This window comes from Streptomyces sp. NPDC039424 (assembly GCF_055639495.1).
This window is the reverse complement of record NZ_JBVKAI010000015.1, coordinates 150,174-165,790: the sequence shown is the minus strand read 5'-3', so window position 1 is coordinate 165,790 and position 15,617 is coordinate 150,174. Positions and strand designations below refer to the sequence as shown.

14 protein-coding genes are annotated in these 15,617 nt (G+C 72.2%); 4 read left to right on the top strand and 10 right to left on the bottom strand.

Translation table 11 applies throughout. The features are described 5' to 3' along the window. Window positions 1-49: 49 nt before the first annotated feature. The 3 genes from ACZ7L0_RS31330 to ACZ7L0_RS31320 are packed head-to-tail and all read right to left on the bottom strand — an operon-like array spanning window position 50 to window position 3,221. Window positions 50-1,120, bottom strand: coding sequence for a prenyltransferase/squalene oxidase repeat-containing protein (locus ACZ7L0_RS31330; RefSeq protein ID WP_471245890.1), 1,071 nt, complete (start codon window positions 1,118-1,120; stop codon window positions 50-52). Beyond that, window positions 1,117-1,860, bottom strand: a complete 744-nt coding sequence (locus ACZ7L0_RS31325) for a class I SAM-dependent methyltransferase (protein WP_471245889.1) — start codon at window positions 1,858-1,860, stop codon at window positions 1,117-1,119. Before ACZ7L0_RS31325 ends, ACZ7L0_RS31330 begins: the two co-directional genes overlap by 4 nt. Further along, the gene (locus ACZ7L0_RS31320; RefSeq protein WP_471245888.1) at window positions 1,854-3,221 is read right to left on the bottom strand and encodes a glycosyltransferase family 4 protein; all 1,368 of its coding nucleotides are present in this window, start codon (window positions 3,219-3,221) and stop codon (window positions 1,854-1,856) included. Before ACZ7L0_RS31320 ends, ACZ7L0_RS31325 begins: the two co-directional genes overlap by 7 nt. 220 nt (window positions 3,222-3,441) lie before the next feature. Between ACZ7L0_RS31320 and ACZ7L0_RS31315 the strand changes: the two genes are divergently transcribed. Then, window positions 3,442-4,080: a TetR family transcriptional regulator gene (locus ACZ7L0_RS31315; RefSeq protein WP_471245887.1), complete on the top strand. Its 639-nt coding sequence runs from the start codon at window positions 3,442-3,444 to the stop codon at window positions 4,078-4,080. On the opposite strand, the gene ACZ7L0_RS31310 is transcribed toward ACZ7L0_RS31315, so the two are convergent. Then, window positions 4,077-4,250 carry a hypothetical protein gene (locus tag ACZ7L0_RS31310; protein WP_471245886.1) on the bottom strand — a complete coding sequence of 58 codons (174 nt, stop codon included), beginning with the start codon at window positions 4,248-4,250 and terminating at the stop codon, window positions 4,077-4,079. The two genes, ACZ7L0_RS31315 and ACZ7L0_RS31310, sit on opposite strands and share 4 nt — an antisense overlap. Window positions 4,251-4,414: 164 nt before the next feature. Here ACZ7L0_RS31310 and ACZ7L0_RS31305 point away from each other — a divergent pair, with 164 nt between their 5' ends. Continuing rightward, window positions 4,415-8,068: an NACHT domain-containing protein gene (locus tag ACZ7L0_RS31305; protein ID WP_471245885.1), complete on the top strand. Its 3,654-nt coding sequence runs from the start codon at window positions 4,415-4,417 to the stop codon at window positions 8,066-8,068. A gap of 278 nt (window positions 8,069-8,346) precedes the next feature. Here ACZ7L0_RS31305 and ACZ7L0_RS31300 read toward each other — a convergent pair whose 3' ends face one another. Then, on the bottom strand, window positions 8,347-8,580 hold the full coding sequence (locus ACZ7L0_RS31300) for a ferredoxin (protein ID WP_471245884.1): 234 nt from the start codon (window positions 8,578-8,580) through the stop codon (window positions 8,347-8,349). 6 nt (window positions 8,581-8,586) lie between these two features. After that, complete coding sequence (locus ACZ7L0_RS31295) at window positions 8,587-10,044, bottom strand: aldehyde dehydrogenase (RefSeq protein ID WP_471245883.1); 1,458 nt, start codon at window positions 10,042-10,044, stop codon at window positions 8,587-8,589. A 107-nt stretch (window positions 10,045-10,151) separates the two neighbouring features. Here ACZ7L0_RS31295 and ACZ7L0_RS31290 point away from each other — a divergent pair, with 107 nt between their 5' ends. Further along, window positions 10,152-11,213, top strand: a complete 1,062-nt coding sequence (locus tag ACZ7L0_RS31290; RefSeq protein ID WP_471245882.1) for an MBL fold metallo-hydrolase — start codon at window positions 10,152-10,154, stop codon at window positions 11,211-11,213. 40 nt (window positions 11,214-11,253) lie between these two features. Next, window positions 11,254-11,706: a nuclear transport factor 2 family protein gene (locus ACZ7L0_RS31285; protein WP_471245881.1), complete on the top strand. Its 453-nt coding sequence runs from the start codon at window positions 11,254-11,256 to the stop codon at window positions 11,704-11,706. Here ACZ7L0_RS31285 and ACZ7L0_RS31280 read toward each other — a convergent pair. From ACZ7L0_RS31280 to ACZ7L0_RS31265, 4 genes are read right to left on the bottom strand one after another with little or no spacing between them, the layout of a single operon-like run. Further along, window positions 11,699-13,114: an FAD-dependent oxidoreductase gene (locus ACZ7L0_RS31280; protein ID WP_471245880.1), complete on the bottom strand. Its 1,416-nt coding sequence runs from the start codon at window positions 13,112-13,114 to the stop codon at window positions 11,699-11,701. The two genes, ACZ7L0_RS31285 and ACZ7L0_RS31280, sit on opposite strands and share 8 nt — an antisense overlap. After that, complete coding sequence (locus tag ACZ7L0_RS31275) at window positions 13,107-14,321, bottom strand: MAB_1171c family putative transporter (RefSeq protein WP_471245879.1); 1,215 nt, start codon at window positions 14,319-14,321, stop codon at window positions 13,107-13,109. The genes ACZ7L0_RS31280 and ACZ7L0_RS31275 overlap by 8 nt, the downstream gene beginning before the upstream one ends. Then, window positions 14,321-14,893 carry a hypothetical protein gene (locus tag ACZ7L0_RS31270; protein WP_471245878.1) on the bottom strand — a complete coding sequence of 191 codons (573 nt, stop codon included), beginning with the start codon at window positions 14,891-14,893 and terminating at the stop codon, window positions 14,321-14,323. Before ACZ7L0_RS31270 ends, ACZ7L0_RS31275 begins: the two co-directional genes overlap by 1 nt. A 35-nt stretch (window positions 14,894-14,928) precedes the next feature. Continuing rightward, a complete protein-coding gene (locus ACZ7L0_RS31265) occupies window positions 14,929-15,540 on the bottom strand; it encodes an XRE family transcriptional regulator (RefSeq protein WP_471245877.1) in 612 nt (203 codons plus the stop codon). Window positions 15,541-15,617 lie beyond the last annotated feature (77 nt).

Here is a 15,617-nt window from a genome sequence, read left to right as displayed (position 1 = left end):
GCCCGGAGGACCCACCCGGGCCCGCGTCCCCCGCCCGACCGCCGGACGGCTAGGCGCAGCAGTCCGGGTCCAGGCCCGGTGGCAGGTGTTCGCCTCCGAAGACCGCGCAGGTGGCCTCGTGGCCGCCGAGGGCGGCTACCGCGAGGAGGAGGGAGCCCGCTGTCCAGGTGGTGAGTTCGCGGGGCCAGACGGCGCCGTCGTCGAAGACGTAGCCGGTCCAGTAGAGGCCGGTCTCGGGGTCGCGCAGGTGCTGGATGGACTGGAGGATCTCCAGGGCGCGGTCGGACTCGCCCACCGCCCAGAGGGCCAGGGCCAGTTCGCAGGACTCGCCGCCCGTCACCCAGGGGTTGGGGACGACGCAGCGGACGCCGAGGCCGGGGACGACGAAGCGGTCCCAGTCGGACTCGATGCGCTCCTTCGCCTCCGCGCCGGTCAGGGCGCCGCCCAGGACCGGGTAGTACCAGTCCATGGAGTAGCGGTCCTTGTTGAGGAAGCGCTCGGGGTGACGGCGTATCGCGTGGCGCAGCGCACCCACCGCCAGCTCCCAGTCCGGCTGCGGCTCCTCGCGCTGCTCGGCGATGGCGAGGGCGCAGCGCAGGGCGTGGTGGATGGAGGAGCTGCCGGTGAGCAGCGCGTCCGGCGTGCCGGTGCCGTCGTCGTCGCGCCGCCAGCCGATCTGGCCGCCGGGCTGCTGGGAGCGCAGCACCCATTCCATCGCGGCGTACACGCAGGGCCACATGCGGTCCAGGAACGTGTCGTCGCCGGTGGAGAGGTAGTGGTGCCAGACGCCGACCGCTATGTACGCGACGAAGTTGGTCTCGCGGGCGCGGTCCGTCACGTCGTCGTGCGCCCCGTCGGCGTACGCGGCGTACCAGGAGCCGTCCTCGTTCTGGTGCCGTGCGAGCCAGGTGTACGCCCGCTCGGCGGCCTCGTGCTGGCCGGCCGCGTCCAGGGCCATGGCCGCCTCGGTGTGGTCCCAGGGGTCCAGGTGGTGGCCCCGGAACCAGGGGATCGCGCCGTCCTCCCGCTGTGCGGCGAGGATGCCGTGTACGGTCTCGGCGGCCTGCTCGGCGGTCAGGACCCCGGGCAGGACGAGGTGTTCTGTCCGGGGAGTGGTCACTTGGCGTCCGCCTCGGAGAGCCGGGGGAGGTGGGGCTTGGTCGCGTACGCCACGAAGCTCTTGCCGATCAGCGGGTTCAGCGCCTGCTCGGCGACCCGCGTGGCCAGCGGCTTCTTCATGATGTCCCAGACCAGCAGCTTGTGGTACGCCCGCACGGGCAGCGCCTTGTCGTTGTCGACGCCGAACGCGCACTTCAGCCACCAGTACGGGGAGTGCAGGGCGTGGGCGTGGTGGGTGCCGTACGGACGCAGGCCCGCCTCGCGGATCTTGGCCAGCAGTTCGTCGGCCTTGTAGATGCGGATGTGGCCGCCCTCGACCTCGTGGTAGGCGTCGGACAGGGCCCAGCAGACCTTCTCGGGGCCGTAGCGCGGGACCGTGATGGCGATCCGGCCGCCGGGCTTCAACACCCGCACCATCTCGGCGAGTACGCCCTTGTCGTCGGGGATGTGCTCCATCACCTCGGAGATGATGACGACGTCGAAGGACTCGTCCGGGAAGGGCAGCGCGAGGGCGTCGCCCTCCATCGCCGTCGCGGTGGCGCCCGCCGGGGCCTCACCGGCCTCCTTCATCGCCGCGAACCACTTGGCGACCTCGCGGATCTCCTCGGCGTTCTGGTCGAGGGCCACGACCTGCGCGCCGCGCCGGTAGCACTCGAAGGCGTGCCGGCCCGCCCCGCAGCCGAGGTCCAGGACGCGGTCGCCCGGGGCGAGCGGGAACCGGGAGAAGTCGACGGTCAGCACGTGGCCCTGCTTTCGGAATAGACGCCTGTTGCGGCCGCGGGGCGGCCTGGATTCCCGACCTTGGAGCGGGCGATGGCTTCGCGGTACCGGGCGACCGTGCCCTCGGCGGCCCGCGCCCAGGTGAACCGCTCCAGCACGCGCTCGCGCCCGGCGGCCCCGAGCCGTGCCCGCAGTTCCGCGTCCCCCAGCAACCGGCTCAGCCCCGCGGCCAGCGCCCCCGCGTCGCCGGGCGGCACCGCCAGGCAGGTCTCCCCGTCGGGCCCGGCGACCTCGGGGATCGCGCCGCCGGTCGTGGCGACCAGCGGGGTGCCCGTGGCCATCGCCTCGGCGGCCGGCAGGGAGAAGCCCTCGTACAGCGACGGCACGCAGGCGACCTCGGCCGAGCGGACCAGGTCGACCAGTTCGGCGTCGGAGATGCCCTTCACGAACTCGACGGCGCCTTCCAGGCCGTACCGCTCGATGGCCTGGGCGACGGGGCCGTCCTCGGCGCGCTTGCCGACGACGACGAGGTGGGCGTCGGGGTGTTCGGTGCGCACCTTGGCCAGCGCCTCGACGAGGAAGACCAGGCCCTTGAGCGGCACGTCGGCGCTGGAGGTGGTGACGATCCGGCCGGGGACCACGGGCACCGCCGCATTCGGCGAGAAGAGGTCGGTGTCGGCGCCGATGTGGACCACGTGGATGCGGTCCTCGCGAACGCCGAGGTGGTCCACGATCTCCTGGCGGGAGGTGCCGGAGACGGTGAGCACGGAGGGCAGGCGGCGGGCGACGCGCTTCTGCATGCGGGTGAAGGCGTACCAGCGGCGTACGGAGTAGCGGCGCTGCCAGCCGTCGGCGGCGTCCAGTTCCAACTGGCGGTCCACCGTGATGGGGTGGTGGATGGTGGTGACCAGCGGTGCCCCGATGTCGCCCAGCAGGCCGTACCCGAGGGTCTGGTTGTCGTGCACGACGTCGAACTCGCCGCGCCGGGCGCGCAACCGGCGGCGGGCGCGGAGCGAGAAGGTCAGCGGTTCCGGGAAGCCGCCGGTCCACATCGTCGCGACCTCGAGCGCGTCGATCCAGTCGCGGTACTCGTCGCGGTGGGGGGTGCGAAAGGGATCCGGCTGGCGGTACAGGTCGAGGCTGGGCAGCTCGGTGAGGCTCAGTCCCTCGTAGCCCTCGTCGAGGACCGGATACGGCTGCGAGCCGATGACCTCGACCCGGTGGCCGAGGCGGGCCAGTTCTCGCGACAGGTGCCGTACGTAGACGCCCTGGCCGCCGCAGAACGGGTTCCCTTTATAGGTGAGAAGCCCGATGCGGAGCGGTCGCTCGCCGTCGGCGGCGGGGCCTTCCTCGGTACCCGCCTCCCTGGCCTCAGCGGTCACTCTGGGCCCCCTTCTCCCTGCGCTGTCCCGCGAGACTACGCCGGGACGCTAATCTAGAACAAGTTTCAGACTTGATCGTTCAAGAGGCTCTGAATCTACCGGCAGGTAGGGGCGCTGTGAGCAGTGGATCAGGTGATTCGCGCCACGGCCGGGCCCCTGACATGCTGGGTGATCACTCGCCCTCACCGGCTGCCTCACCGACTGTCACGGAACGGGACCCATGCCAGCGCACGCCAAGGTGGAATCCAGTACCGCGCAACCCGCCGCCGCTCCCCTGACCGAGCGACAGGAGGCCCGGCGCCGCCGGATCCTGCACGCCAGCGCGCAGCTGGCCAGCCGCGGCGGTTTCGACGCGGTGCAGATGCGGGAGGTCGCCGAGTCCTCGCAGGTGGCGCTCGGCACGCTGTACCGGTACTTCCCGTCCAAGGTGCATCTGCTGGTCGCCACCATGCAGGACCAGCTGGATCACATGCACGGCACCCTGCGGAAGAAGCCCCCCGCGGGGGACACCCCGGCCCAGCGGGTGGCGGAGACCCTCATGCGGGCCTTCCGCGCCCTCCAGCGGGAGCCGCACCTCGCCGACGCCATGGTCCGCGCCCTGACCTTCGCCGACCGCAGCGTCTCCCCCGAGGTCGACCAGGTCTCCCGCCAGACCACCGTGATCATCCTGGACGCGATGGGCCTGGAGGACCCGACCCCGCAGCAGCTCTCCGCCGTCCGCGTCATCGAGCACACCTGGCACTCGGCCCTGATCACCTGGCTGTCGGGCCGCGCCTCCATCGCCCAGGTCAAGATCGACATCGAAACGGTCTGCCGCCTGATCGACCTCACGGACCCGGACAGCGGTCGCCACGACTAGCGCCTAGTCCAGCGGCGCAGGGCGCCGAGGAGTTGGGTGAGCACCTTGAGGGCCGCCCGTCGGCGGGCCCGCTTGCGGGACCAGACGGCGGGGAGGACGACGCCCGCGTAGACGGCGGCGAAGGCGACGGCGGCGAACAGGACGGGCAGGTGGAGCGTCTGGGACGGCATGGCGCTTCCTCGGGGAGAAACGGTCGACTGCTGGCACGCCGACGATCCACCGCCCCGACGAGGCCGCGGCCGATCCCCGACTCCCGCCGAATCCCCGGCGGAACACGCAGGTCAGGCCGTACGCTTCGGAGTCGTCCGCCGAACCGCACCGAAGGGGTTGGGAGTTGGCCGCACCACCGGTGGGTCCAGTCGCCGACTTCTGCGCCGAACTGCGCCGCCTCGTGCGCACGTGCCATGTGTCGCAGCCGGAGATCGCCGAGGCACTCGGCCTGAGGAGCACCAGCTCGGTCTCGGAGCTGCTCGGCGGGCGGCGGCGGACCCCGCCCGACTGGGACACGGTGCGGCGGATCGTCGACCTCTGCACCGAGCGGAACGGAGCCGCACCACCGCCGGCCGGCACGAACCTCGAGGTCCGCTGGTGGAGGTTCCGGCACGCGGAACTGGAGCGGGCGGCCGAGACGTCACGGGCTCACCTCAGGCGGCCGGCCGCGCCGCCGCCCCCCGCGCCCGCGCCCGCGCCAAGACTTGATGCGGCCGACTGCTCCGTCATGGGGGTCGAGGACGCGGTGGGCCTGTTGACCGGGGACCGCGGCGAGTGGTCGGTCGCCATGGACACGCTGATGAGGCCTCCTCTCGGTGAGCGGAGCGAGCAACGCGTCCTGGACTACCTGCTCAAGCGCTTCCCCGAACGGGTGCGCGCCGTGCACGGTGTCGCACGTGCCGCCCTGATCCAGGCGGCGCGCGTAGTGCTGGTAGCGGCGACGGTGGCGCGCCGCACACCGGGTCGTGAGGACGCCGCACGGCTGATCCAGGATCTGGCGGACGGTTCGCACATGTCCTATGTGTCACCGCTGGCGGAGTTCCAGGAGAGCGTCACCGCCGAGGAGGCGTCGCGGCTGGTGCGCGACTATGTGCGTCTGGCCACCCCGCTGGCCGCGTCGTGCCCCGAGTTCGCGCTGGTGGCGGGCGTGCCCGGCGCCGTGTCCGAGGACGGGGCGGCCGGAACCGGGCTGGCCGGACTGGGGGACCTCCTCACGGAATTCGCCGGCCGGGACGGACGAGCGGCGACGGGCGGCACACTGCTGCGCGGCCCGATCGCCTCGCTCGACTCCCCCGGGCCGCGACTCCCGAGCCTCGCGGAGGGTTATGTCACCCCCCGCTTCCGTCTGGCGGGCCGGTCCCGGAGCACACGTGCCGGGATCGCCTCGGACAAGTGGTGGGAGGAGCAGCCGCCGTACGACGGCATCGAGCGGTTCCTGGCCGCCCACCTCCTCGGTCTTCCCGCCCTCCTGGCACCGCTGGTCGTGCTCGGCCACCCGGGTGCCGGGAAGTCACTGCTCACGAAACTGCTGACGGCCCGGCTCCCGGCCGGGGAGTTCCGCGCCCTGCGGGTGGAGTTGCGGCACACGCCGGCCGAGGCGGATGTACAGACCCAGCTGGAGCACGCGCTGAAACGGGCCACGGGACGGGAAGTCGGCTGGCCGGACTGGGCCGAGGAGGAATCCGGTCCCACCCCCGTGGTCATGCTGGACGGATTCGACGAACTGCTCCAGGCGGGCGCCCAACGGCTCGGATCCGCGCAGCAGTGGGGCTATCTGCAGGAGGTCGAGGCCTTCCAGCGGCGGGAGGCGCAGCTCGGACGTCCACTGATCGTGCTCGTGACGAGCCGCACGGTGGTCGCCGACCGCGCGGTCGTCCCCCAGGACAGCCCGGTGTTGCGCCTGGAACCCTTCGGCGAGCCGGAGATCGAGCGCTGGCTCACCGTCTGGAACGCCGCGAACGCGGGCTACTTCGAGCGGCAGGGCCTGCGGCCGCTCACGCCGGAGGTCGTCCTCTCCCACCGGGACCTCGCGGCCCAGCCCCTGCTGCTGCTCATGCTGGCGCTGTACGACGCGGTCGACGGCACCCTGCGGGGCCTGCGGCAGGAGAACATCAGCCGGACGCAGCTCTACGACCGGCTGCTCAAGGAGTTCGTCCGCCGCCAGGTCGACAAGGACGGCCCCCTGCCCCCCGCGGAGGCGGCGGTCGCCGTCGAACGCGAGCTGCACCGCCTGTCGGTGATCGCCCTTTCGATGTTCCACCGAGGTGTCCAGGCCATCAGCGGCGAGGAGGCCGACCGGGACCTGCGGGCGCTCGGCACTTCGGCACCCGGCGACGCGGGCGACGGCTCGGGGCTGCTGTTCGGACGGTTCTTCTTCGTGCACGAGGCTCAGGCCGTCGTCACGGAGGAGAGGCTGCGCAGCTACGAGTTCATGCACGCGACCTTCGGCGAGCATCTGGCCGCCCGGCTGATCGAGGGGGCGCTGCGCCGGCTCGCCGACGCCGTGGCCGCCGACCGCCGTGCCGCCCCGGACGACGGGGAGCTGTACGCGCTGCTGTCCTTCGCCCCGCTCACCGACCGGGCGCAACTGTGGCAGAACCTGCGGGACATGCTCGCGACGTGGCCGGCGGATCGCTCGCGCACCGACCTGGTGCCCGCGCTCGTCGACCTCTTCCGCGCGGCCGCGTGGGACGGCGGGCACCGCACCCGCGTGGAGTACGCCCCGGTCCGGCTGAGGAGGGCGTACCGGGACACGGTGTACGAGGCGAACCTGCTGCTGATCGCGGTGCTGGCGGCGGACGAGGTGTACGCCTCGGAACTCGTCGACGCCGCCGGCGGCGCGGCTGCCGGTTGGCGGCGGCACGCCCTGGGGTGGAAGGGGCAGTTGTCCGTCGAGTCATGGGCCGCGCTGTCCTCGACCCTCAGTCCCGAACGCTGCTGGCGCCCGGATCCCAGGGGCGCCGGCGAGCAGAAGGCCGATCTGCGCATCAGTACGCGCCGGACGCCACTGTCCCACCATGAGCTCAACTGGGCGTTGTGGCCGTCTCCGCCCGAGGCGGGCACGTCCCTGTCGGACCGGCTGGAGGACCGGCTCTCCGCCACGGGCGCGTCAGAGCTGATCAGGCGGCTCTCCTTCGTCGGCGATCAGGACATCGAGGTTCTGCTGCACATCGGCTACCCGCTGCTGCTGCAGGTGCCGAGCGCCGCGTCGACGTTCACCGCCCCGGTCGACAACCGTCTCCAGTCGGCCCTGCAACCACTCGTCGCCCTGCTGACCCGCGACGTGTACGCCCCCACGGTCCGGCCCGACCTGTACGCCGAGTGCCTGGAGCACGCCCAGACGCTGTCGCGGCCCGAGCGCGGCCCCTATCTCGAGGCCGTGCTGCGCCACCTGGTCCATGACGTCCCCGAGCTGTCGGACGACGCACTCGCATCCCTCGTGTCCCGCCTGCACCACGCGTTCGTGAAAGGCGGCGTCCCCCTCACCCGGGCGATGGAGCGACCGCTCCTGGACTGTGTCCGACATGCCCTGGACCGGGGAAATCCCCACCTGACCCGCCCGCTCGACTCCCTGCGCACCGTCCTCGTCCGGGACGACGACTCCCCGGGCGCGCGCAGATCCGCTCTGCGGGACCTGCTGCGGATGACGCACCTGAGCCACTCCACCGGCACCTGGCAGTGGTCGGGGTCCCTGCGCGGCGCCGCCGCGGCCCGCCACTTCGACGAGTTGCTCGCGAACCTCGACCTCCCCGAAGTCGCCGCGGAGCACCCCGGCGCCCTCGTCGGCCTCCTCCGCCTCGCCGCGGAACTGGGTCTCGACGACTGGCTGGCCGCCCACACGGCGCAGCTCCTCGACGCGCTTCCCCCCGGTGCCTTCGGTCTCCTCCGCCCCTCCGACCTGCCCCGTCTGCGCGCAGCCCTGCCGAAGGGCTCGTACGTGGAGGAATTCGAGCGGGTGAAGGGGGCGTGGCGCGGCCCCGAACCGTCGTCGCTCTGACATGAAAAGGACCTACGAGACGGGTTCCCTTCGCCGGCATGGTCCGGATCAGGTGATGGGGGTCGCCGTCGGGCCTGACTGCTGCCCTTCGGCCTCTCAGCCCGACCGTCGATGTCGGCACCGGCGGATGCCTCGGCGTAAGCCTCGGCGTCTCGCCAGAGTCGGCTACTCCGGTCGGACTCCCTCACTCGTCTCGTAGGCTGATATCAGCATAGAACGCCCATAAGGGTATGCAAGCCCCAAATGGAGACTTTTTTTCCGGTCTTCCAGTCCTCTTATTAGTCCTCGGGCGGGAACACCACCTCCCCACCGCCCAACAGCGTGATCACGATGGCCTCCACCGGGCAGTTCTCCGCCGCCGCCAGCACCCGCTCGTTCGCGTCGGTGTCGGCCTCGGCGGGGTGGGACTGGCGGGCCGTGTCGAGGTGGAAGCCGTCGGGGGCGTGGTGGAGGCACTGGGCCGAGCCGATGCAGACGGAGCGGTCGACCTCGATGTGCCAGCGGTCGCCCATGGGCGCTCACCCCTCCCAGCCGGCCGGGAGATGGATCATCTTGTGCTCCAGGTACTCGCCGTATCCCTCGGGGCCGAACTCCCGCCCGAGCCCCGAGTTCTTGTAGCCGCCGAACGGGCCGAGCATGTCGAGGCTGAAGGTGTTGACCGAGTAGGTGCCGGTACGGACCTGCCGGGCGACCTCGATGCCGTGCTCGACGTCGGACGTCCACACGCTGCCGGAGAGGCCGTAGTCGGAGTCGTTCGCGATCTTCAGGGCCTCGGACTCCTCGCCGTACGGCAGGAGGCAGATCACGGGGCCGAAGATCTCCTCGCGGGCGATGCGCATGGAGTTGTCCACGTCGCCGAAGAGGGTGGGCTCCACGTACCAGCCGCGATCCAGGCCCGCCGGACGGCCGCCGCCGGTGAGGATCTTGGCGCCTTCCTCCTGGCCGATGCGGATGTAGTCGAGGTTGCGCTGCTGCTGGCGCCGGGCCACCAGCGGGCCGACCTGGGTGGCCGGGTCGAGCGGGTCGCCGACCACCAGCGCGCTCGCCGCCGCCGCGAAGGCGTCCGCGAACTCGGCGTAGCGGGAGCGCGGTACGAGGATGCGGGTCTGGGCGACACAGGCCTGGCCGTTGTTCATCCAGGCAGCCGAGGCGATCTGGGGCACCGCCGTCCCGATGTCCGCGTCCGGCAGGACCACCGCCGCCGACTTGCCGCCCAGCTCCAGCGTCACCCGGGTGAGGTTGCGCGCGGCGACCTCCATCACGCGCTTGCCGGCCGCGACCGAGCCGGTGAAGGAGACCTTGTCGACGCCGGGGTGGGCGACCAGGTACTCGCTGACCTCGCGGTCGGCCGGGAGGATGGACAGCACGCCGTCCGGCAGCCCGGCCTCCTTCGCGATCTCGCCGAGGAGGTACGCGTCCAGGGGCGACTCGGGCGACGGCTTGAGCACCACCGTGCAGCCGGTGAGCAGCGCGGGGGCGAGCTTGGCGGCGGCGACGAACTGCGGGACGTTCCAGGGCACGACGGCCGCGACGACCCCGACCGGCTCGCGGCGTACGAGGATCTTCCCGAGGACAGCGTCGCGGGTCTCCTCGTACGTGAAGTCCCGCGCGACCCTGATCGCCGCGTCCCACACCATCATCGCGCCGAGGGCCTGGGCGAGGACGCTCCAGGAGTACGGGGAGCCGTTCTCGGAGGAGATCACGCGGGCGATCTCCTCGTGGCGGGCGGCGATCGCGTCCTTGATGCGGGTGACGACCTCGATCCGCTCCTGAAGCGTCGTACGCGGCCAGGGCCCCTCGTCGAAGGCGCGACGCGCCACGGCGACGGCCCGGTCCACGTCCTCCCGCGAGGCGTGCGGCACCCGTCCGATGACCTGCTCGGTGTGCGGGGAGATCACCTCGATGACGTCCTTGCCGAGGGGGTCGGTCAACTCCCCGCCGATGAACAGCTGTCCGTGTTCCACGAGCTCGGTCATGGCCGACTGCCTCCCGCCGCACCGTTTCTGACGCTGTTTCAGAACTGATATCAGTTCTAGTTATAGTGGGCAATGGCCGTGGTGCGACGGCCGCGGGTGGAGGACAGATGACGAAGACGTTCGATCACGGTGGTGGCGTACGGTCCATAGCGGTCCCCATTCCGGACAACCCCCTCGGTCACACGCTGGTGTACGCGGTGGACACCGACCGCGGTCCGGTGCTGATCGACACCGGCTGGGACGACCCGGCCTCCTGGGACACGCTGGTCGCGGGGCTGGTGGCGCTCGGGACCTCGGTCGGGGAGGTGCACGGCGTGGTCGTCACCCACCATCATCCCGACCACCACGGGCTGTCGGGCCGGGTGCGGGAGGCCTCCGGCGGCTGGATCGCGATGCACGAGGCCGACGCGGCGATCGTCCGGCGGACACGGGAGACCCGCCCCGAGCGCTGGTACACCTACATGGCCGCCAAGCTCACGGCCGCCGGGGCGCCGGACGCTCATGTGGCGCCGTTGCGTACGGCCCTCCCCCACTCTCGGCTTCGCTCGAGCGGGAGGGACCCCCATCGCACCCTGCCCGGCCTCTCCCCCGCGCTGCCCGACCGGGAGATCGTCCCCGGTGAGCTCCTCGACCTCCCCGGCCGCCGCCTGCGCGCGCTGTGGACGCCGGGCCACACCCCGGGCCATGTCTGCCTGCACCTGGAGGAGACCCACCCGGCGCACCTGCCCGGCCACGGCCGCCTGTTCTCCGGCGACCATCTGCTCCCCGAGATCACCCCGCACATCGGCCTGTACGAGGACCCCGACGACGCGACCGTCACCGACCCCCTGGGCGACTACCTGGACTCGCTGGAACGGGTCGGCCGCCTCACCCCCGCCGAGATCCTCCCGGCCCACCAGCACGCCTTCACCGACGCGCCCGGCCGGGTACGACAGTTGCTCGAACACCACGAGGAACGCCTCACCGGCCTGCTCTCCCTGCTCGCCGAGCCCCTCACCCCCTGGCAACTGGCCGAACGCATGGAGTGGAACCGCCCCTGGGAGCAGATCCCGTACGGCTCGAGGAACATCGCGGTGTCGGAGGCGGAGGCCCATCTGCGGCGGCTGGTGAAGCTGGGGCGGGCGGAGGCGGTGGCGGGGGGCGAGCCGGTGACCTACGTGGCGGTGTAATCCGGTCGTGGGGCCGCGGCGGGTGCTGGTACACAGGGTCATGGACCCCTTGGAGAACCTCCTCGCCGAGCGCGCCTGCGAACGCGTCATCCACGAGTTCATCCACCGTCTCGACCTCGGTGGACCCGCTTCCGTCGCCGAGCTGTTCACCGAGGACGGCGTCTGGGAGTGGCCCCCGCCGGGGGACGGACGGCGGTCCGAGGGGCGGGACGCGCTGCGGGAGTACTTCGGTTCGCGCCCCGCCGACCGGCTCTCCCGCCGCGTCATGTCGAACATCCTCGTCACCGTGACGTCCCCGGAGACGGCCACCGCCATCTCGTACTTCTCGACGTACCGGGTCGACGGCTACGAGGGCGGCATGGTCCCGCCCGGCCCGCCCGTCCAGGTCGGCGACTACGCGGACACCTTCCGCCGGGTCGGGGACCACTGGCTGCTGGAAAGGCGGGTCCTGCGCCTGCCCTTCGGCGGCCCGACCCCGAGGGCCGTCAGCTGAGACCCGCCGCCTCCCGTTCCGCCTTGCTCAGCGGCGGGCCGTCCAGCCGTCCCTTGCGGGGGCCCAAGAAGATGTGCCAGAGCATGTCGGGGGCGAAGAGGCGGGTGGGCGGGGCGGTGAGGCTCATGACGTCGAGGAGACCGTGGAGGGCGCGGGGGTTCTCGGAACCGGCGGCCACCGCCTTGTCGACGTAGGACTTCAGGAGGCGCTCGACGGCGGTGGGGGGCTGGGGGGCGGCACCGGGGTAGTAGGCGTCCTGGCCGACCGCGAGGTCCCAGGCGTTGCCGACCGGGCCGGCCACGGCGCGCTGGACGCGGCGGGCGGTGCCCGGGGCCGTGGGGCCGTGGCGGTCGAGGACCCGGCGCAGGGCGATCACGCTCTGCGCGGCGACCGAGAGACCGTGACCGTAGACGGGGTTGTACCCGGCGACGGCGTCCCCGAGGACGGCGAAGCCGTCGGGCCAGGCCTCGGCGTTCTCGTAGTAGCGGCGGCGGTTGGCGGTGCTGCGGGTGGTGACCGGGTCCGTCAAGGGTTTGGCCTGGGAGATCAGACGGCCGACGACCGGGTCCCGGAGGCCGGTGAGGGCGAACTCCTCGAACGCGTCGGGGTCGGCGGAGGGCTCGCCGCCCCGGGTGCCGGAGAGGGTGACCAGCCAGCGGTCGTCCTCGATCGGGACGATGATCCCGCCCCTGCCGGGGGTCTGGCGCGGGTCCGCCTGGACGTTGACGACCGGGAAGCGCCGGGACGCGGTGGAGCCGGGGGCTCGGTAGACGCGGCTGGCGTAGGCGACACCCGCGTCGACCACGCGCTCCGCCACCGGGGCGAGGCCCAGCGCCTCCAGCCACCTGTGCGCCTGCGAGGCACGTCCGCTCGCGTCGATCACCAGGTCCGCGTGCAGGGTGATCGCCCCGCCCGCGGGCCCGTTCGGTATGCGCACGCCCGTCACCCGGTCCCGGTCGCCGACCAGGCCGCCCACCCTCGTCCCGTCGAGCAGGGTGATCCGGCGCCGCCCCAGCACGTTCGCCCGGATCACCGCGTCCAGCAGGTCGCGGCTGCACACGATCATGTGGTGGCGGGAGTCGGTGAACCGCCGGAACCACTCCCCGGAGGGCGCCTTGCTGACCAGGTCGGTCATCGCGTCGATCAGTCCGGCACCCCTGCCGGCCAGCTCCCCGGTGACGCCCGGCAGCAGCTCCTCCAGCGCGGCCACTCCCCCCGACCACAGCAGATGGGCGTGGCGTGCCTGGGGCAGGCCCTTGCGGTGCTCGGGCCCCTCGGGCAGCCGGTCGCTCTCGATCACCGTGACCTCGTTGAACCGGCTGGAGAGCACGGCGGCGGCCAGCATCCCGGCCGTACTGCCCCCGATGACGATCGCGGTACGGCGATGGATGGTCCGTCTGTCAGGCATGTGGGGTGAGACCTTCTGTGGTGGCCGCCTGCCGGCGGAACGTTTCTATGGCCGACGAGTGAAGGCGCAGGGCCTGCGCGATCGACTCCAGCTCGCTGTCCGGGACATCGGGGGAATGCCCGTCACCGTCGTACTCCGGGCCCGGATCTCCGCCCTCACCGGCGGAGCGCAGCGCGTCCACGGCGACCAGGATGTCCACCGCGCCCGCGATGCCGCGCGCGACGGGGTCGGGGTGACCGGCGGCCAGGGCCTGCAGACGGGCCCGCTCGCGCCGGGTTCCGCTCAGGTGCGGGGCGACTTTGAGCAGGGCGTCGTTGATGGCGGCCCGGCGCAGTTCGAGCTGGAGTTCGGCGCCGCTGACCCGGCCGGTCGCCGGGGCGGACGGCGCGGTGACCGTCAGCACCGCCTGCCACAGCGGCTCCAGGCGCCGGTGGGTGCGCCACAGCCGCCGGCGCTCCTCCGCGAGCGGGCCGGCCTGCCCGGCGATGAACCCGACCCCGACCAGGATCGCCTCCGCGATGGCGAACGGCGGCGCGACGTACGTCGACAGCCAGTCCCAGTTCCGCCCGCTCCAGCGGGCGCCGATCGCGGCGACCTTGGCGACGTCGAAGATGAACCCGAGCGCGTAGGCGACCTGTAGGAACACCACCGCGCGGCGCAGCCAGGCGTCCTGGACCTCCTGGAACCAGGCCCACAGGATGCTCGCGGCGACCACCGCGGACACCATGTGGGCGACCAGGTAGAGCATGGCGAACTCGCGCATCCACGGGGTGTTCGCGTAGTAGGTGTCCAGGTCGCGCAGCCGCTCCACATGGTGGTCGCCGAGCAGGAAGGTCACCCACAGGCCGACGATGATCACGCCGTACGCGATCCAGACCATGCGGGTGCGCCGGCGCCGGACGGCCGACGGCGGCTCGCGCCAGGTGATGATCAGCCACAGGCAGGCGCCGCAGTAGGCGGTGAGCAGCGAGTAGACCCAGAGACCGGCGAAGTTGGGCACTCCGGCGAGCTCGTTGATGCGGTGCAGGTTGCCGGGCGGCAGGGAGGCGAAGACGACGGCTCCGATGCCGAGCAGCAGCGCCGTCGCCCGCAGGATGGGGTCCTGCCACGCCCGTCTGAGCAGCGGCAGTTTGATCACGAAGGCGACGGCCAGCAGCACGGCCGGAACGGCGTAGGCGAGGAACGAGCCCGCTATGTCCCAGCCCATCACGGCCCGCCGACGTTGCCGAGCGAGGACGACAGACGGTCCGTCAGGGTGTCCTGGGTCATCCGGCCGGCCGCCGCCCGGGGGCCGACGACCTTGGAGAACTTGGCCGCCAGCCGCAGCCCGCACTGCTCGGCCTCCCACTCGGCCTCGGCGGTCGCGGCGGCCGGGGACCGCGTGGCCATGGCGACCACCCGCTCCCAGGGGATGTCCTCGTCGGCCTGGGTGAGCAGCCGACGGGCGGCGGCGGGCATGCCGGCCGGGTAGTGCACGTCCAGGGTCTGGTAGTAGATGTGGCCGATCTCGTGTCCGGCGATCACGAACTTGTGCGCGCCGGGTGCCCGGGCCTCCACCACGACGATGTACTCGTCGTCCTTGGCGAAGGTGACCCCGGAGACGTCGAGCCCCGGCGGGAAGCCGACGAACTTCAGCCGGACGGGCCGGTCCAGCCGCGGGCTGAGCGTGTCGCACACGGCGTGCAGGAACGCCTCGGGCTCGGTCGGCGGTGTCAGTGTGCCGGCGGTGTCACGGACGAGCTGGGCGAGGAACCGCTTCGGCGATCTTTTCCGGCTCATTAATCGTCCTTCGTGTGCGGTGTGCGGCACGCGGCTCACCCGCGAACCTTCGGGCCGCCCGCGCCCGCGTCAGCGTCCTCGGTCTTGATGATCATCTCAGCCAGGTCGACGAGCGTGGCCAGCTGACGGGCGTTCATCCGCGGGGCGCGCATCGCCAGCCGCACCAGCCCGCTCTCCCGCAGCACCAGCAGCGGATCGGCCTCCGCCTCCAGGCTCTGGAGCACCGGTTGCAGGGCCTCGTACAGTGCCTCGGGCTCGTCCGCGGTGAAGTATCCGGCGGGCAGCCCGAAGAACCGGCGCAGCCGGTCGGCGTGTTCGAGGCTCGGCATACCGCTCTTGCGCCACACGCTCAGCCACTGCCGGCTCGTTCCCGCGATCCTGGCCAGCTCGTCCAGCGAGTAGCGCTTGCCGTCGGGCCGGCGCCGGGTCTCGCGGATGAAGTCGAGCCGCTGCCGGACCCGTTCGTCCAGCCCGATCTCGGGTGCGGCGCCGCCCGCGAGCAGTCGGGCGACCACGTCGGCGGGTATCCCCGTCCGGTACGACAGGTCGGCCACGTCCAGGACCTCCGGCAGCCGGCCCCCCGGCCGCCCGGTGAGCTCGCCGAGGCGCTCCAGCACGCCGGCAAGCGGGGCGTAGGCGTCACTCACCGAAGTCCCCCCTGGGCGTGTCGTCGGTTCCGTGGCTGAGCTGACGCGAGGCTACCGGGTCGCCCGCCGGTCGAGAA

What these genes read in the sequence shown, in the direction of transcription:
- ACZ7L0_RS31285 (WP_471245881.1), top strand. Translation starts at nt 11,254, where the DNA reads ATGGACCCCTTGGAGAACCTCCTCGCCGAGCGCGCCTGCGAACGCGTC.
- ACZ7L0_RS31275 (WP_471245879.1), bottom strand. Translation starts at nt 14,321, where the DNA reads ATGGGCTGGGACATAGCGGGCTCGTTCCTCGCCTACGCCGTTCCGGCC.
- ACZ7L0_RS31310 (WP_471245886.1), bottom strand. Translation starts at nt 4,250, where the DNA reads ATGCCGTCCCAGACGCTCCACCTGCCCGTCCTGTTCGCCGCCGTCGCC.
- ACZ7L0_RS31295 (WP_471245883.1), bottom strand. Translation starts at nt 10,044, where the DNA reads ATGACCGAGCTCGTGGAACACGGACAGCTGTTCATCGGCGGGGAGTTG.
- ACZ7L0_RS31315 (WP_471245887.1), top strand. Translation starts at nt 3,442, where the DNA reads ATGCCAGCGCACGCCAAGGTGGAATCCAGTACCGCGCAACCCGCCGCC.
- ACZ7L0_RS31280 (WP_471245880.1), bottom strand. Translation starts at nt 13,114, where the DNA reads ATGCCTGACAGACGGACCATCCATCGCCGTACCGCGATCGTCATCGGG.
- ACZ7L0_RS31270 (WP_471245878.1), bottom strand. Translation starts at nt 14,893, where the DNA reads ATGAGCCGGAAAAGATCGCCGAAGCGGTTCCTCGCCCAGCTCGTCCGT.
- ACZ7L0_RS31290 (WP_471245882.1), top strand. Translation starts at nt 10,152, where the DNA reads ATGACGAAGACGTTCGATCACGGTGGTGGCGTACGGTCCATAGCGGTC.
- ACZ7L0_RS31300 (WP_471245884.1), bottom strand. Translation starts at nt 8,580, where the DNA reads ATGGGCGACCGCTGGCACATCGAGGTCGACCGCTCCGTCTGCATCGGC.